15 protein-coding genes and 1 pseudogene are annotated in these 15,977 nt (G+C 66.6%); 12 read left to right on the top strand and 4 right to left on the bottom strand.

The window, feature by feature from the left end; genetic code table 11:
* Nucleotides 1–42: 42 nt before the first annotated feature.
* Together B8W69_RS15150 and B8W69_RS15145 are read left to right on the top strand one after the other, a co-directional pair.
* Nucleotides 43–559: pseudogene (locus tag B8W69_RS15150) on the top strand (hypothetical protein).
* Between the two features lie 45 nt (nucleotides 560–604).
* Complete coding sequence (locus B8W69_RS15145) at nucleotides 605–985, top strand: DUF427 domain-containing protein (RefSeq protein WP_085290600.1); 381 nt, start codon at nucleotides 605–607, stop codon at nucleotides 983–985.
* Here B8W69_RS15145 and B8W69_RS15140 read toward each other — a convergent pair.
* Entirely contained in the window at nucleotides 979–1,380 is a 402-nt protein-coding gene (locus B8W69_RS15140; protein ID WP_085290599.1) for a nuclear transport factor 2 family protein, read from the bottom strand. The genes B8W69_RS15145 and B8W69_RS15140 overlap by 7 nt on opposite strands.
* 60 nt (nucleotides 1,381–1,440) lie before the next feature.
* On the opposite strand from B8W69_RS15140, the gene B8W69_RS15135 reads away from it, so the two are divergent.
* Together B8W69_RS15135 and B8W69_RS15130 are read left to right on the top strand one after the other, a co-directional pair.
* Nucleotides 1,441–2,352 carry a DNA-3-methyladenine glycosylase family protein gene (locus B8W69_RS15135; RefSeq protein ID WP_085290598.1) on the top strand — a complete coding sequence of 304 codons (912 nt, stop codon included), beginning with the start codon at nucleotides 1,441–1,443 and terminating at the stop codon, nucleotides 2,350–2,352.
* 88 nt (nucleotides 2,353–2,440) lie between these two features.
* Nucleotides 2,441–2,989, top strand: coding sequence for a Dps family protein (locus B8W69_RS15130; RefSeq protein WP_085290597.1), 549 nt, complete (start codon nucleotides 2,441–2,443; stop codon nucleotides 2,987–2,989).
* Nucleotides 2,990–2,999: 10 nt separating this feature from the next.
* Here the strand turns inward: B8W69_RS15130 and B8W69_RS15125 are convergent, their stop codons facing one another.
* Nucleotides 3,000–4,898, bottom strand: a complete 1,899-nt coding sequence (locus B8W69_RS15125; protein ID WP_245843254.1) for a chloride channel protein — start codon at nucleotides 4,896–4,898, stop codon at nucleotides 3,000–3,002.
* A gap of 436 nt (nucleotides 4,899–5,334) precedes the next feature.
* On the opposite strand from B8W69_RS15125, the gene B8W69_RS15120 reads away from it, so the two are divergent.
* The 7 genes from B8W69_RS15120 to B8W69_RS15090 all read left to right on the top strand — a co-directional run bounded on the left by B8W69_RS15120 (nucleotide 5,335) and on the right by B8W69_RS15090 (nucleotide 13,137).
* A complete protein-coding gene (locus B8W69_RS15120) occupies nucleotides 5,335–6,327 on the top strand; it encodes a pirin family protein (RefSeq protein WP_085290595.1) in 993 nt (330 codons plus the stop codon).
* 2 nt (nucleotides 6,328–6,329) lie between these two features.
* Nucleotides 6,330–6,965, top strand: coding sequence for a TetR/AcrR family transcriptional regulator (locus tag B8W69_RS15115; protein WP_085290594.1), 636 nt, complete (start codon nucleotides 6,330–6,332; stop codon nucleotides 6,963–6,965).
* A gap of 75 nt (nucleotides 6,966–7,040) precedes the next feature.
* Nucleotides 7,041–7,982, top strand: coding sequence for a class I SAM-dependent methyltransferase (locus tag B8W69_RS15110; RefSeq protein WP_085290593.1), 942 nt, complete (start codon nucleotides 7,041–7,043; stop codon nucleotides 7,980–7,982).
* 27 nt (nucleotides 7,983–8,009) lie between these two features.
* Nucleotides 8,010–8,951 carry a class I SAM-dependent methyltransferase gene (locus tag B8W69_RS15105; RefSeq protein WP_085290592.1) on the top strand — a complete coding sequence of 314 codons (942 nt, stop codon included), beginning with the start codon at nucleotides 8,010–8,012 and terminating at the stop codon, nucleotides 8,949–8,951.
* A 111-nt stretch (nucleotides 8,952–9,062) separates the two neighbouring features.
* Nucleotides 9,063–10,628, top strand: a complete 1,566-nt coding sequence (locus B8W69_RS15100; RefSeq protein WP_085290591.1) for an LCP family protein — start codon at nucleotides 9,063–9,065, stop codon at nucleotides 10,626–10,628.
* Between the two features lie 163 nt (nucleotides 10,629–10,791).
* On the top strand, nucleotides 10,792–12,216 hold the full coding sequence (locus B8W69_RS15095) for an aldehyde dehydrogenase family protein (protein WP_085290590.1): 1,425 nt from the start codon (nucleotides 10,792–10,794) through the stop codon (nucleotides 12,214–12,216).
* A 57-nt stretch (nucleotides 12,217–12,273) separates the two neighbouring features.
* Nucleotides 12,274–13,137: an SDR family oxidoreductase gene (locus B8W69_RS15090; protein WP_085290589.1), complete on the top strand. Its 864-nt coding sequence runs from the start codon at nucleotides 12,274–12,276 to the stop codon at nucleotides 13,135–13,137.
* 27 nt (nucleotides 13,138–13,164) lie between these two features.
* Here the strand turns inward: B8W69_RS15090 and B8W69_RS15085 are convergent, their stop codons facing one another.
* Together B8W69_RS15085 and B8W69_RS15080 are read right to left on the bottom strand one after the other, a co-directional pair.
* Nucleotides 13,165–13,989, bottom strand: coding sequence for a tyrosine-protein phosphatase (locus B8W69_RS15085; protein WP_085290588.1), 825 nt, complete (start codon nucleotides 13,987–13,989; stop codon nucleotides 13,165–13,167).
* Nucleotides 13,982–15,214, bottom strand: coding sequence for an acyl-CoA dehydrogenase family protein (locus B8W69_RS15080; protein WP_281255229.1), 1,233 nt, complete (start codon nucleotides 15,212–15,214; stop codon nucleotides 13,982–13,984). The genes B8W69_RS15085 and B8W69_RS15080 overlap by 8 nt, the downstream gene beginning before the upstream one ends.
* 103 nt (nucleotides 15,215–15,317) lie before the next feature.
* On the opposite strand from B8W69_RS15080, the gene B8W69_RS15075 reads away from it, so the two are divergent.
* Nucleotides 15,318–15,779: a nuclear transport factor 2 family protein gene (locus B8W69_RS15075; RefSeq protein ID WP_085290679.1), complete on the top strand. Its 462-nt coding sequence runs from the start codon at nucleotides 15,318–15,320 to the stop codon at nucleotides 15,777–15,779.
* Nucleotides 15,780–15,977 lie beyond the last annotated feature (198 nt).

Below are 15,977 nucleotides of genomic sequence, written 5' to 3'. Positions count from 1 at the left end.
TGCTCGGTGTGGGACTAGCCTCGCGGTGTGACCACCGCGCGAGTGCCAGTCGATCTCCGCGGGGCGCCCCAGACCATGCTGGCGACGTTCTACGCGAAGGCGCTGGACGCCGATTTCCCGAGACCGATCCTGGGCGATCGGTATGCGAAGGAGATCGTCGGGCGCATCGACTACGACTGGAAGAAGACGACCATCACCCCGCGGCGGGCGCCGTCGGTGACCACCCGGTCGGCGCACGGTCGTGCAGCACCGGTTCGGTTCGGGCGAGCTGCAGTTCGACGCGTTCAATTGGCTCGGGATCAAGTCGCAATCGCTGAACACCGTGGTGCGACGGTCCGGGTCCACGCTGCACTGGGCGATCAACGGGCCCGACGACATCATCGAAGCCGTGCCGGGGGTGCGGCTGCTGGCGTGGGAACGATGGTTCGAGTCGTACACCTTCGCGCAGTTGCCCCGCTCATCCCGAGCCTTGGGCAGGGTCATGTCGCAGGTTCGCGCGGTGGCGAACATGTCGCAGTACCACCGCTACGCATTCGGTCCGCCGGACGGGAAGCCTTGACCGCGGACGCGCGTTGCACAACCGTAAGGCGTCTAAGGAGGAACCATGGCCCACCCGGAAATCAAAGAGCCCAGCGCCGGGCACCCGATCACCATCGAGCCGACCGAGGGGCGGGTGCAAGTACGCATCAACGGCGAGCTCGTTGCCGAAACCACGGCCGCGCTGGAATTACGCGAAGCCACTTTGCCTGCGGTGCAATACATTCCGATCTCCGACGTGGTGCAGGACCGGCTCACCCGGACGGACACCAGCACATACTGCCCCTTCAAGGGAAACGCCAGCTACTACAGCGTGACCACCTCGGCCGGTGACACCGTCGACGATGTGATCTGGACCTACGAGCAGCCGTATCCGGCCGTGGAAAAGATTGCCGGGCATGTCGCGTTCTACCCCAATAAGGCCGACATCAGCATCTTGGCTCAGTAGGGCATCCACCCGGGAAGCGCGGCCGCCACCGCGCGGGTGTCGCTGTACACGCGCATCGAGACGATGCGGCCGTCGCGGGTGTCGAAGATGCACACGAACGGGCTGTCGTATTCGACACCGTCGGACGCGGTGCCGGAGGCTTGCGCCTCCACGACAACGGTCTCTCCCGCGTAGACGCAGCGCACCAGGTCGATGGTCAGTTCGAGGTTGTGTTTGCGTTGCTCGATCGACCGCCGGAGTACGTGTTTGTCGCAGGGCGTGCGTGTGTAGAGCGTCCAGTAGGTGAAGTCGTCACTGAGCAGGGCGAAGCCCTCGTCGAGATCGCCGCCGTCGCTGGTGCTCTGCAGGAACATCCAGGCCAGTTCGCCCTGCGGGTCATCGAACGGCGTCATCACAACGCAATATTGACTTGGGACGTAGTTCACGGTCAATCAGAGCAGTCGGGGAGTCATCAGGTGCAGACCGCGCGCACGGTCGTGTTTCCCGGAGCGGTCAGCTTCGGGCACACGTTGGCGCCCCTTCGCCGCGGCCGCGGGGATCCATGCTTCCGGGCTCCCGGCGATGGCTCGATCTGGCGCACCAGCCTGCTGCCCAGCGGGCCCGTCACGGCCCGGATCAGCCGCGTCGGGCCCAATGCCGCGCACGGTGCGGCGTGGGGCAGCGGCGCGCAGGAGTTCCTCGAAATGCTGCCCGCCATGCTGGGTTTCGAGGACGACGACTCGGACTTCGTGCCGCGGCATCCCACGATTGCCGCCGCCTACCAACGGGTTCCGCACCTGCGCCTGGGCCGCACCGGGCAGGTGCTGGAGGCCCTGATCCCGGCGATCATCGAGCAACGGGTGCCCGGAGCCGACGCGTTCCGGGCGTGGCGGGTGCTGGTATCGAAGTACGGGACGCCGGCACCGGGCCCCGCACCGGATGGGATGCGGGTCATGCCGCCGGCCCAGGCGTGGCGGAACATCCCGTCGTGGGAGTTTCACCGCGCCAACGTCGACCCGCGGCGGGCGCAGACCGTGGTGACCTGTGCGCGGCGGGCCCCGTCGCTGGAACGGCTGGTGTCGAGGCCGGCGGTGCAGGCACGTGAGGCATTGATGTCGCTGCCTGGGGTGGGGGAGTGGACCGCCGCCGAGACCGCACAACGCGCCTTCGGCGACGCGGACGCCGTGTCGGTGGGCGACTACCACATTCCCAAAATGATCGGCTGGACGTTGCTGGGCCGGCCCGTCGACGACGCGGGCATGCTCGAACTGCTCGAGCCGATGCGGCCCCACCGCCAACGCGTGGTCCGGCTACTCGAAGCCAGCGGACTGGCTTACGAGCCCCGCCGCGGGCCGCGGCTGCCGGTGCAGCAAATCCACTCGCTTTGATCGTCGCGTTTTTCAGGCTGGCCATCGGGTACCCAACAAGACAAGTAACCGTGTGTGATCCTCATGGAAGGAAGCTAGGAAAGAAGCGATGACTCAGTTCACCATTCCGGGAGTGACCGACAAGCAGGCAGCGCGGCTCACCGAGCTGCTGCAGAAGCAACTGAGCACCTACAACGATCTTCATCTGACGCTGAAGCACATTCACTGGAACGTGGTTGGCCCCAACTTCATCGGCGTGCACGAGATGATCGACCCGCAGGTGGACGCCGTCCGCGGATTCGCCGACGACGTTGCCGAACGCATTGCGGCCCTTGGTGCTTCGCCGCAAGGAACGCCCGGCGCCATCATCCAGGACCGCTCGTGGGACGACTACTCGGTCGGCCGCGACACAGTGCAGGCGCACTTGGCCGCGCTGGACCTCGTCTACACCGGCGTCATCGAGGACATCCGCCGATACATCGACGAGACAGACGAACTCGACCAGGTGACCCAGGACCTTCTGATCGGTCAGGCGGGCCAGTTGGAGAAGTTCCAATGGTTCGTCCGGGCGCACCTGGAAAGCGCCGGCGGCGAGCTGGCCCACAAGGGTAAGAGCACCGAGAAAGACGCGGCTAGCAGCGCGCGTGGCAAATCCTGACGGACTTGTCTCACTGACGGGACTCCGCCGCCTCGGTGCTGTGCGAACCGTTCTTGGGCACCAAGACGTTGATCCGGTCGCCGGCAGCGAGCCGCACGGCAGGTTGGGCGTCGATGAGTCGTCGGTTGTGCACCACGGATACCGGCAGGTGGCCCGGAGGCCATTCGAGGTCGTTGAGCTTGCGCCCGACTGCGACCGAATCAGGTGACAGCGTGTGTTCGACGATGCAGTAGCCGTCGAGTTCACTCCGCGGATCATGTTCGTTATGGGCCGCCGCCTGGTCGGTCCACTCGTCGCCCGGACGGCCGCGAGAAGCGCCCGGTTCGAGATCTGTGACGTAGGCGCCGACCGTTTGCAGCACGTTCTGATTGGTCAGCCAGCCTTGAACGTGCCGTGCGTCGGTATCGATCACCGGCAGCCCATCGCGGCCGTAAAGGACGAGCTGACGCAACGCTTGGGCGAGGCTGTCGTTGGCGAATAGTGCTTGCGGTTCGCGGATCCGGGTCACCGGGCCGAGCAATCCGGTCCAGTCGTGTGTGTCGTCACCCACCGGGTGGGTCAGGTCGAGTGGTGCGGTGAATGGGTGCATGGCCTCGGCGACCGTGAGGTCGGTGAATATGTGCGTGGGAGTGGCGCGGTCGATGTCGATGCCCCGGCGTAACAGCTTTGTGGTGTAAACGGTGCCGTAGGAAAGCCCGCGCGACACGGTGGTCCCGACGGCGACCGCCAACATGACCGGCAGGGTGAGGGTGAAGTCACCGGTCATTTCGACGGTGCTGGCCAGTGCGGTGAGCGGGGCTCGCGCCGCGGAGGCGAATACTGCGCCCATGCCGACGATGGCGTAGAGCGCCGGATGCCCCACCGCCGTGCCGATGACGTGTTGCGCGATGAGCCCGAAGGCCATGCCCGAAGTAGCCCCCACGAACAACGACGGAGCGAACACGCCGCCGGAGCCGCCGATCCCGATGGTCAGGCTGCACGCCAGCATCTTGCCGGCGGCGAGGACCACCAGAAACCACAGGGCGTAATGGCCGGCGAACGCGGCGTACATGACCGGGTAGCCGACCCCATATAGCTGGGGCACGGCCAGCAGCAGCAGGCCGAGCACGATGCCACCGACGGCCGGGCGCGCCCACGCCGGTCGCCGGCCCCATAGCCGGTCGCACACGTCCTCCGTCTTGTACAGCAGGTTCTTGAAGACGATCCCGAGCAGCCCGGCGATCGCCGCGAGAAGCGCCACCAGCAAATAATTGGCGATGTGATCGAGTTCGATACCCTCCGGCAGCTGGCTGAGGAAGGGGGCGGAGCCGAAGAACACGCGAGCGATCACGTCGGCAACCATCGCCGAAAGCATGATAGTGAAAATCGCTTCGACGGAAAGTTCGCGCAGGATTAGTTCGACGGCAAAGAACACCCCGGTGATCGGGGCGTTGAACGTTGCTGAGATGCCGCCGGCGGCACCGCAGGCCACCAGCACCCTCAGCCGGTTCTCCGGCATGCGCACCCATTGACCGAAGCCCGATGCCAATGCGGCGCCGATTTGCACGATCGGTCCTTCCCGACCGACCGAGCCACCGGAGCCGATGCACAGCGCCGAGGCCAGCGCCTTCACAACCGTGACCTGGGGACGGATACGGCCGCCGTTCTCGGCGACCGCGATCATGACTTCCGGCACGCCATGGCCCTGTGCCTCTCGAGCGAACCGGTTGATCAGCGGCCCGTAGAGCAACCCACCGATGACGGGGATGACGGCGTAGAACCCGGCCCCCAACCACGGTAGGTGGTCGCTGGCCACCCGGCCCTGTTGGCCGAATTCTTCGTGCCCTGTTGCCAGCCAGGTGAAGCCGAAGACCAGATACCGGAAAGCCGCGGCGCCGAGCCCGGCGCCGATTCCCACCACAATCGCCATGCAAAACAATCCGAAGCGGTTCGCCCGGGTCCAGCTGGCGACTTGTCCGACGGCAGTAGGCACCGTCAGCCGCTGCCGGACCGAATTACCCGCTGACCTCTTCTGCCCCATCCCCCATCACCTTTCTCAGCGACCCCCTCGCATGATCGTCCGAGGTCATTGCCAGGTCGTTTCGAGTTCATTTCCAGCCACATCGACCGTCTGACGAGCCCGCACAGACGATGATCGTTTATCCCGGCAAGTATTGCCTTATCAAACTATCGTCTACGCGGCCATCGTGATGGTCGGGGTCGATCGAATGGTTATGGCGGAGCTTTCCGCGCGTCCTGGCGTACGTGAAGCGCAGGGCTACGCAGGCGCGGACCGAGCGTCATGGCCTGGGAATAAGTGGACTCTAGTCCGGTTGTATAGGGCATCTGCTATCCGAGGAGGCCAGATGCCTGCAATCACGGCTAACACGCTGACGTTGCCACGAGTCAGTGGCCCCGGCCCCGCCGATACCGAACGGCCGGTCCGATCGATCACCACCGGCCCTCGCGGTTACGAGGGCGAGGGTTTCCCGGTTGTGCGCGCTTTCGCGGGCGTCAGCACGGCCGCGCTGGATCCTTTCGTGCACATGGACCAGATGGGCGAGGTCGAGTACCAACCGGGGGAGCCCCGGGGCACCGACTGGCATCCACACCGCGGCTTCGAAACCGTCACCTACATGCTCGACGGGAAGTTCGCACACCGGGACTCACACGGCGGTGGCGGCCTGATCGCCGACGGTGCGACGCAGTGGATGACGGCGGGCTCGGGCATCCTGCACATCGAGACCCCGCCGGCCGAACTGGTCGACAGCGGCGGGCTCTTCCACGGCGTCCAGTTGTGGGTGAATCTGCCCAAGAAAGACAAGTTCGCATCCCCGCGGTATCAATCCATCGAAGGTGGCGACGCCGCGTTGCTCGCATCCGATGACGGCGGAGCGCTGATCCGCATCATCGCCGGCGAGATCGACGGACACCGGGGCCCCGGCGTCACCCACACGCCGATCGTCCTCGCTCACGCGACCATCGAGAACGGGGCTCAGCTCAACATTCCGTGGCGGCGCGACTTCAACGCGCTGGTCTATGTGTTGTCGGGCGGCGGGTACGTCGGCCCTGTCGCTCATCCGATCCACCGGGGCCAGTTAGCGGTCTTGGGGCCCGGCGATCGGATCACCGTCGGGGCCCGGCCGGTCCCGGATTCGGGCCGGACACCCGATCGCGGAGCAATTGATTTGCTGCTTCTGGGCGGGCGACCGATTCGCGAGCCGGTAGTCCACTACGGGCCTTTCGTGATGAACACCCGCACGGAATTGATCGAGGCGCTTGAGGACTACCAAGCCGGAAAATTTGGCAGCATTCCGCCAAATGCGCTAATGCCCCACCACGGGGGTGGCAGACTTTAGCAATGCTTCCACGGGGCAACCGCAGGCCGGGGCGTCCGCCTGCCGCAAAGGCCGACGAGACACGGCAGCGGATCATCCAGGCTGCTCGTTTGGTGTTCAGCGAACGCGGCTACGACGGCGCGACGTTCCAGGCCATCGCGGCGCGCGCCGACCTGACCCGGCCGGCGATCAACCATTATTTCTCGAGCAAGCGGGCGCTTTATCGCGAAGTTATGGACGAGACAAATGAATTTATCATCGGGGTTGGTATTAAACAGGCGGAAGGCGAGACCTCGCTGGTGGCGCAGCTGACGGCGTTCATCAACGCGGCGGTGAAAGCGAATTCGGAGAATCCCGCCGGTTCGGCATTCATTATTGGCGGTGTACTGGAATCGCAGCGTCATCCGGAATGGAGCGGGACCGAAAATGATTCCGTCCGGATTGCTCGGGACTTTTTGATGCGCGTCGTGAGCGACGCGATCGAGCGCGGCGAGCTTAAAGCCGACACCGATGCCTCGGCACTGGTCGAAACGCTGCTCGTGGTGATCTCCGGCGTGGGTCTCTACGCCGGCTACATCAAGAGCTACAAAGAGATGCTGGCAGTGACCGGGGTGCTGCGCCAGGTCCTGGAAGGCGCCCTCTGGCGGCCGGAGGGTTAGCGTGCGTCGGGGCGCAGTGAAGTTGCGCACAAAGCGTATAGGCTAACTAACTTATCCCGGTACCATGGTTGGGATATGACTGACCTGGATGCCTCGTTGCCACCGTCCGTACGGTCTGCCGGCGACAGCTGGACCATCACCGAACTCGTCGGCGCCACCGCGCTGGGCGTCGCCGCGTCGCGCGCAGCGGAAACCGCCGGGCCCGATCCGCTGATCCGCGACGACTTCGCCCGCCTGCTGGTCTCGTCGGCCGGCCCCGCGTGGGCGCGGCTGGCCGACCCCGGGCTGGCCTGGCTCGACGGTGACGAGCACGGACAGCGCTCGCATCGATGCGGCATCGACTACCAGGCCGTGCGCACTCACTTCTTCGACGAGTACTTCGCGAAGGCCGTCGGCGCGGGGATCCGGCAAGTGGTGATCCTGGCCGCCGGCCTCGATTCCAGGGCCTACCGGTTGGACTGGCCGGCCGGCACCACGGTCTACGAGATTGACCAGCCCCAGGTACTGGAATACAAGACCGGAATCCTGAAGCAGCACGGCGCCGTGCCGTCCGCCATCCGGCACCCCGTCCCGGTGGACCTGCGTGACGATTGGCCCGGGGCCCTGAACGCCGCCGGATTCGACCGCACCCAGCCCACTGCCTGGCTGGCCGAAGGGCTGCTCCCGTACCTGCCCAGCGACGCTCAGGACCGGCTGTTCGAGATGGTCACCGCGCTCAGCGCGCCGGACAGCCAGATCGCGATCGAAATGTTCGGCATGAATTCCCGGAGCAACTCGCAGCGCTGGCTGCGGATGCGCGACCGGCTCGGACTGGACGTCAATGTCCAGGCGCTGACGTACCACGAGCCGGACCGTTCGGACGCCGCCGCATGGCTGGCCGACCACGGCTGGCACGTGCACAGCATGAGCAACCGTGACGAGATGGCCCGGCTGGGCCGTCCGGTACCCGACGACCTGACCGACGAGGCGGTCCGCAGCACACTGCTGCGGGCGCGTCTCGGCAAGCCCACCGCCTGACCGAGCATCCATCCAAGGAGCACCGCCATGAGTTCACTGCGCACACACGACGACACCTGGGACATCAAGAGCAGCGTCGGCACCACCGCGGTCATGGTGGCCGCCGCCCGGGCCATCGAGACCGAGCAGCCCGACGCGCTGATCCGCGACCCCTACGCCCGGCTGCTCGTCAACAACGCCGGTGCCGACGTCTTGTGGGAGGCCATGCTCGACCCGGAGGTCGTGGCCAAGATCGAAGCCATCGATGAAGAGGCCGCCGCTCGCATGCAGCACATGCGCGGCTACCAGGCGGTGCGGACCCACTTCTTCGACTCATACTTCGCCGACGCCGTCGCCACCGGGATCCGGCAGGTGGTGATCCTCGCGTCGGGACTGGACTCGCGGGCGTACCGCCTCGACTGGCCGGCCGGCACCACGGTGTACGAGATCGACCAGCCCCAGGTGCTGGACTACAAGACCACCACGCTGGCCGAAAGCGGCGCCAAGCCGTCCGCCGATCGTCGCGAGGTGGCGATCGACCTGCGGGAAGACTGGCCGGCGGCGCTGCGCGCCGCCGGATTCGACCCGGCCCAGCCGACCGCCTGGCTGGCCGAGGGACTGCTGATGTACCTGCCCGCCGAGGCGCAGGACAAGCTGTTCACCCAGATCGGCGAGCTGAGCCCGGCGGGCAGCCGCGTCTCCGCCGAAACCGCACCGATGCATGCCGAGGAGCGGCGCCAGCAGATGCGGGAACGGTTCAAGAAGGTGGCCGACCAGCTCGGCCTGGAGGAGACCGTCGACGTGGGCGAGCTGATGTACCGCGACGAGCACCGCGCGAACCTCGCCGACTGGCTCAACGACAACGGCTGGCGCGCCACGGCGCAGAACTCGATCGACGAGATGCACCGCCTGGGCCGCGGGGTGCAGAGTTCCGAGGTGGACGAAGACCGGGACGCCTTCTCCGACTTCGTGGTCGCCGAGCGGCTGTAAAGCCATGGCTTCGAGGCGTCTGACCTCGTAGACCTGTCGCACGTCGACCCTTGGCTCGCGGTCCCGGTTACCGGGAATTCGCCTGGTCATCGGGGACAATGGTCACTCGTTATGGCCAGTGGCGGATCCGATCAATCGCACCGTTGGGCCCTGCGCAAGGGCCGGTTCGTGGCGGCCGTCGCTTCGGCCGCCGTCATGGCGATCACCGGTATGGGTTGGACGGGCTATCACACCGCGCTGGGCAAGATCATCATTTCGCACGCGCTGCCGAATGCGGCGACGACGATGGACGGCAACCAGAACATTCTGCTGATGGGTCTGGACAGCCGGCTGGACCAGAACGGTAAGCCGCTACCCCAAGACATCTACGAGGCGCTGCACGCCGGCGACGAGAGCTCGGGCGGCTACAACGCCAATGTCCTTATCGTCGTGCACATTTCGGACGGCGACGGGCCGGTGACCGCGATATCGATTCCGCGTGACGACTACGCGGAGTTGCCGGGCTGCCCGGGATCGGTCTGCGCCGGCAAGATCAAGCAGGCGTACGGCCTGGCCTACCAGCAGTCGCTGAATTCGCAGGCGGCCGGGAACTCGGGCGGGGCGGGCGCCAACAACCTGACGGCTCGCGAGCAGACCGCGCGCGAGGCCGGCCGCAAAGCCGAAATCAACGCCGTCAACGACTTTCTGGGCATCTCGGTCGACCACTTCGTCGAGGTCACGCTCGGCGCGTTCTTTCAAATCGCCAAGGCCGTCGAGCCGATCACGGTGTGCCTCAATGCCGATACGCGGGACAGCTATTCGGGTGCGGACTTCCACCAGGGGGTCCAGCGCATCGACGCCGCGGACGCGATGGCCTTCGTGCGGCAGCGGCGCGACGAAAACGACGGTTCCTTCACTGATTTCGACCGGACACGGCGACAGCAGGCGTTCCTGGTGTCCTTGGTCAAGGCGGCTCGCAGCGGCGGCGCGCTGTCCAGCGTGAGCGGGCTGCGCAAGCTGCTGCAGGTCGCCCGCGACAACGTCGCCGTCGACGACGGGCTGGACGTCATGGAATTCGCTTCGCGCGCCTCGCAACTGAGCGAGCGGCCGCTGTCGCTCTACACCCTGCCGATCGCCGGCTTCGGCAAAGACGCCAACGGGTCCGACATCAACCAGGTCGACCTGCCGACCATCCGGCGGATCGTCAACGAGCGCTTCATGTCGGATACACCGGTCGCGCTGGAGGCCGCATCACCGCCCACCCAGCCACCGCCGGCGCTCGCCGAACCCGCGATTCTCGACGTCGTCAATGCCACCTCACGGGACGGGCTCGCGGGCGCCGTCGAGGAGGCCTTCGCCGGCCGCGGCTTCACCCGCGGCAGCGCCACGACCGCGGCGGCCCCGGCCGACGACAGCGTCATCGAGTACGGCCCCGGTGCCGACCGGGCCGCACAGGTCCTGGCCGATCAACTGCACCTGCCGGCGACGGCGAACAGCGCCGTGGCCGCCGGCACGGTGCGGCTGACCGTCGGAACGCAGTTCCCCGCAGGGGACTACCTGGCCCACCCCGGCGCGACGACCGACCCGTCAGGGTCCGGTCAGGTGAGTGCCGTGGCCGCCACCGGCACCGGCGACCGCGCCCCGGCACCGACCGACCTCAGCCAGATGACCGCCGCGAACGTCCCCTGCGTCAAGTAACCGCACCGGTCATTGCGGGTGCGGACCGAGGTCCGGGACGGTCCTATCCGGCGAGATCGGCGTTGGCCGGATCCTTCCTATTGCTCTCCCAACCGGATGGTTAGTATCGCGGTTATCACCGATGAGCGGCCGCCTTGCGGCGGGACCCTGCTCGGGAAGGACAATGATGACCACCGAATCGGTTGCATCGAAGACATCGGACTCCACGAACGGGACCGCACCGACCGACATCCCCGCCACGGTCGCCCGGCTGCGCCAGACCTTCGCCACCGGACGCACCCGCGACATCGAATGGCGCAAGCGCCAGCTGCTGCAACTGGTGAAGCTGATGGAGGAGAACGAGGCCGCGCTTGCCGCGGCGCTCGCCGAAGACTTGGACCGCAGCCCGTTCGAGGCCTACATCGCCGACATCGCCACCACGGCCGGTGAAGCGAAATACGCGGCGAAGCGGGTGCGCCGATGGACGCGCCGCAAGTATCAGCTGCTCGAGCTACCGCAGCTGCCCGGCCGCGGCTGGGTGGAGTACGAGCCCTACGGCACCGTGCTGATCATCGGCGCCTGGAACTACCCGTACTACCTGACGCTGGGCCCCGCGGTCGGAGCGATCGCCGCCGGAAACGCCGTCATCCTCAAGCCTTCGGAGATCGCCGCGGCGTCCGCGCACGTGATGGCCGAGCTGGTGCCCAAGTACCTCGACAACGACGCCATCGCGGTGGTCGAGGGCGACGGTGCCGCGAGCCAGGAACTCATCGCGCAGGGCCTGGACCGCGTGCTGTTCACCGGCGGCACCGAGATCGGCCGCAAGGTCTACGAGGGCGCGGCGCCGCACCTGACCCCGTGCACCCTGGAGCTGGGCGGCAAGAGCCCGGTCATCGTCGCGGCGGACGCCGACGTGGAGGTGGCCGCCAAGCGGATCGCCTGGATGAAGCTGCTCAACGCCGGGCAGACCTGCGTCGCACCCGATTACGTCCTCGCGGACGCCACGATTCGCGATGAACTGGTCGACAAGATCGGTGCCGCCATCACGAAATTCACCGCCGACAAGCCGGACGGCATGCGGGTGGCCAATCAGCGCCAGTTCGACCGGATCAGTGGTTACCTGTCCGGAGGCGACGGCAAGGTCACCGTCGGCGGGGCCTGCGACGCGTCGAGTCTGCGCATCCAGCCCGCTGTCGTGGTGGATCCCGACCCGAACGGGCCACTGATGCAGAACGAGATCTTCGGCCCGGTCCTGCCGGTGATCACCGTCCAAAACCTGCACGAAGCAATACATTTCGTGAACTCACGGCCCAAGCCGCTGGCGGCGTACCTGTTCACCAAGCGGCGCGAGACCCGCGAGCGGGTGATCAAGGAGGTGCCGGCCGGCGGCATGCTGGTCAACCACGTCGCCTTCCAGGTCTCGACGGCCAAGCTGCCGTTCGGCGGTGTCGGCGCATCGGGGATGGGCGCCTACCACGGCAAGTGGGGGTTCGAAGAGTTCAGTCACCGCAAGTCGGTGTTGACCAAACCCACCCGGCCCGACCTGTCAAGCTTCATCTACCCTCCGTACACCGAGCGGGCCTTCAAGATGGCCCGCCGGATGTTCTAAAACATCTCGCTCCAATTCGATTGCTAGAACGAGTTTTTCACAGCAGAGAGGAAACTTATGCCCGGAGTGCAGGATCGCGTCATCGTCGTCACCGGAGCCGGTGGAGGACTGGGCCGTGAATACGCCCTGACCCTCGCCAAGGAGGGCGCCAGCGTCGTCGTCAACGACCTCGGCGGTTCGCGTGACGGCACCGGCGCCGGCCACAACATGGCCGACGAGGTGGTCAAGGAGATCAAGGACGCCGGCGGACGGGCGGTTGCCAGCTACGACAGCGTCGCCGAGTCCGAGGGCGCCGAGAACATCATCAAAACCGCGCTCGACGAATTCGGCGCCGTGCACGGCGTGGTCAGCAACGCCGGCATCCTGCGCGACGGCACCTTCCACAAGATGTCCTTCGAGAACTGGGACGCCGTGCTCAAGGTGCACCTCTACGGTGGCTACAATGTCATCCGCGCCGCGTGGCCGCACTTCCGCGAACAAAGCTACGGCCGCGTGGTCGTCGCTACCTCCACCAGCGGACTGTTCGGCAACTTCGGCCAAACCAACTACGGCGCAGCCAAACTCGGCCTGGTCGGCTTGATCAATAGCCTGGCGCTGGAGGGTGCGAAGTACAACATCCACGCCAACGCGGTCGCCCCGATCGCGGCGACCCGCATGACCGAGGACATCCTTCCCAAGGAAGTGCTGGAGAAGCTGACACCCGAGTACGTCGCCCCGGTGGTGGCCTACCTGTGCACCGAGGAAAACCCCAACAACGCTTCGGTTTTCGTGGTCGGTGGCGGCAAGGTGCAGCGCGTCGCGCTGTTCCAGAACAAGGGCGTCAACTACGACAAGCCGCCGACGGTGGAGGACATCGCCGCGCAGTGGGGCGAGATCACCGATCTTTCCGCGGCAAAGCAGGCCGATTTCAAGCTGGGGTAAGCCAGTCGCGACCGGGTGGTCAGCGAGTCAGGCGAGCAGCTCGCCGCGCAGACGGTCTATGTCCGCCTCGCTGACACCCGCGTCGCGCAGATAGGCGTGCAGCGAGCCGAACTCGGTGTCGATGGTCTGGCGCGCGGCGTCCAGGTACTCCGGGCGTACGCCGAGGACACCGTCGTCCAGCCGGGCCTTGGTGAATGTGACTACCTCCGGGGTCAATTCGACGTCGGAGCGCTGCTGGATCATCTCGTAGATGTGGGCGCGCAACTGCGGTACCGCGGCGTTGCTGCGCAGGTAATCGGCGATGATGGTGTCGCGGTCGACGTCGAGCACTTCCAGCACGGTGGCGATCACGAAACCGGTGCGGTCTTTGCCCGCGAAGCAGTGCGTGAGCACCCGACGGCCGTCGGCCAACAACGAAAAGACCTGCCGCACAGCGCGTTGCGCGCCATTACGGGTCGGGAACTGCCGGTACTCGTCGATCATGTGCTTGATGGCGGCCTCGTTGACCTCTTCGTCGGATTGGCTGGCTTCGCCCTGGAACAGGCGCCGAAACGCGGTCTCGTGCGGCGCGTCGTCGTCGCTGCGTTCGTCGTCGCCGAGGTCGGGCAGAGGAAGCCGGTGGATCTCGACGCCGTCCGGAACCAGACCCGGACCGCGTTTGGTGACTTCCTGGTTCGCGCGCAGGTCGGCGACGTCGGTGATGCCCAACTCGCGCAGCGTGGTGCGGCCCTGGTCGTCGAGGCGGCTGAGCTCACCGGACCGGAACAACCGCCCGGGCCGAAGGGCAGGAGCGCCGTCGGCGACATCGCGAAAGTTCCACGCGCCGGACAGTTCTCGCAGCGCCTCAGTCATTCGGGGTTACCGCCGCGGCGAAGGCCGACTGTTCGCGGCCGATCTCGGCGCGCGCGATGGTCCGCATGTGTACCTCGTCGGGCCCGTCGAAGATCCGCATGGCCCGGTGCCAGCCGTACAGACGGGCAAGCACCGTGTCGTCGCTGACGCCGGCGGCGCCGTGCACCTGGATCGCGCGGTCGATGACATCGCAGGCCACCTGCGGCGCCACCGCCTTGATCTGTGAGACCAGCAGGTGTGCGGCCTTGTTGCCGTGCTGGTCGATCGTCCACGCCGCCTTCTCGCAGAGCAGCCGGGCCTGGTCGATTTCGTTGCGGGACTTGGCAATTGCCTGCTGTACCAGACCCTGGTCGGCCAGCGGCCGGCCGAAGGCGATGCGGTTGTTCGCGCGGTGCACCATCAGCGCCAGGGCGCGTTCGGCCCCGCCGAGCGCGCGCATGCAGTGGTGGATGCGGCCCGGGCCGAGCCGGGCCTGGGCGATGGCGAAGCCGCCGCCCTCCTCGCCGAGCAGGTTGGTAACCGGCACCCGGACGTTGTCGTAGACGATCTCGCAGTGCCCGTGCTGGTCCTGCCAGCCGAACACCGACGTGGAGCGCAGGACGCTCACGCCCGGGGTGTCCATCGGCACCAGCACCATCGACTGCTGCTGGTGACTCGCGGCCTCGGGGTTGGTACGGCCCATCACGATCAGGATCTTGCAGCGCGGGTCGGCCGCGCCCGACGTCCACCACTTGCGCCCGTTGATGACATAGTCGGCGCCGTCGCGCACGATGGAAGTCTGGATGTTGCGGGCGTCGCTGCTCGCGACCGCCGGCTCGGTCATCGAGAAGGCGCTGCGGATCTCGCCGGCCAACAACGGCTCCAGCCACTGCTTGCGCTGATCCTCGGTGGCGAACAGGTGCAGGGTCTCCATGTTCCCGGTGTCCGGGGCCGCGCAGTTGACCGCCTCAGGGGCGAGCTCCAGGCTCCAGCCGGTCAGCTCGGCCAGCGGGGCGTATTCGAGGTTGGTCAACCCCGACTCGGCCGGCAGGAACAGGTTCCACAGGCCGCGCTCCTTGGCCTTGGTTTTGAGTGCCTCGATGACCGGGGGAACCGTGTGATCGTTGGGGCCGGCTTCTTCGCGGTATTTGTCGTATTCGGCCTCGGCCGGAAAGACGTATTCCGTCATGAAGTCGGACAGTCGCTTGTGGTAGTCGCTGGCTTTGGCCGACATCGCGAAGTCCATGCCCGTCACGATAGGACACGTGTCGAGTCGCCGCGTTTCTGGTCGTCAGCGCGACGCTTACGCCGCGGTGAAAGCGCGCGGCGCGGGCGGCACGATGGACGACATGAGTGAATCCCGCCCCCCGTTGCCTCCGTTCACCCACGAAACTGCGCTGCAAAAGGTGCAGGCGGCCGAGGACGCGTGGAACAGCTGCGACCCTGAGCGCGTCAGCCTGGCCTACACGGTCGATTCGCACTGGCGCAATCGAGACGAGCGCATCATCGGCCGCAACGAGATCGTGGCGTTCCTGACTCGCAAGTGGCAGCGCGAGCTGGATTATTCGCTGCGCAAGAGCCTGTGGAGTTTCAACGGCAACCGCATCGCGGTGCGGTTCCAATACGAGTGCCACGACCAGTCCGGCCAGTGGTACCGCAGCTACGGCAACGAGCTGTGGGAGTTCACCGAGTCGGGACTGATGGCACGCCGCGAGGCCAGCATCAACGACGTGCCCATCGACGAATCGCAGCGCCGCTACTTCGGGCCCCGCCCCGAGTCCGAACACGGCCAGGAGATCCCGCTCTGGTAGCGCCGCGCACAACGTCGTCTTGTGACGTCACAACGGCGCGGGCGCTACTGCATCGCCCGGTGGCGGCGAACCATCGACCGGAGCGTCGATCACCCGGGGGCTGGGGTATCCCGCCCCCGGTGGCCCGGAGCCGTTCGCGCGTCCATGGTGAAACCTGGTTAAGGTAGCGAAGCGCGCGGCCGAGCCGGCGCCACGCCC

The sequence above is a fragment of the Mycolicibacterium vulneris genome (assembly GCF_002104765.1).
Taxonomy (GTDB): Bacteria; Actinomycetota; Actinomycetes; order Mycobacteriales; family Mycobacteriaceae; genus Mycobacterium; species Mycobacterium vulneris.
The sequence above is the reverse complement of the archived record's forward strand: the minus strand, read 5'-3'. Positions and strand labels throughout refer to the sequence as shown.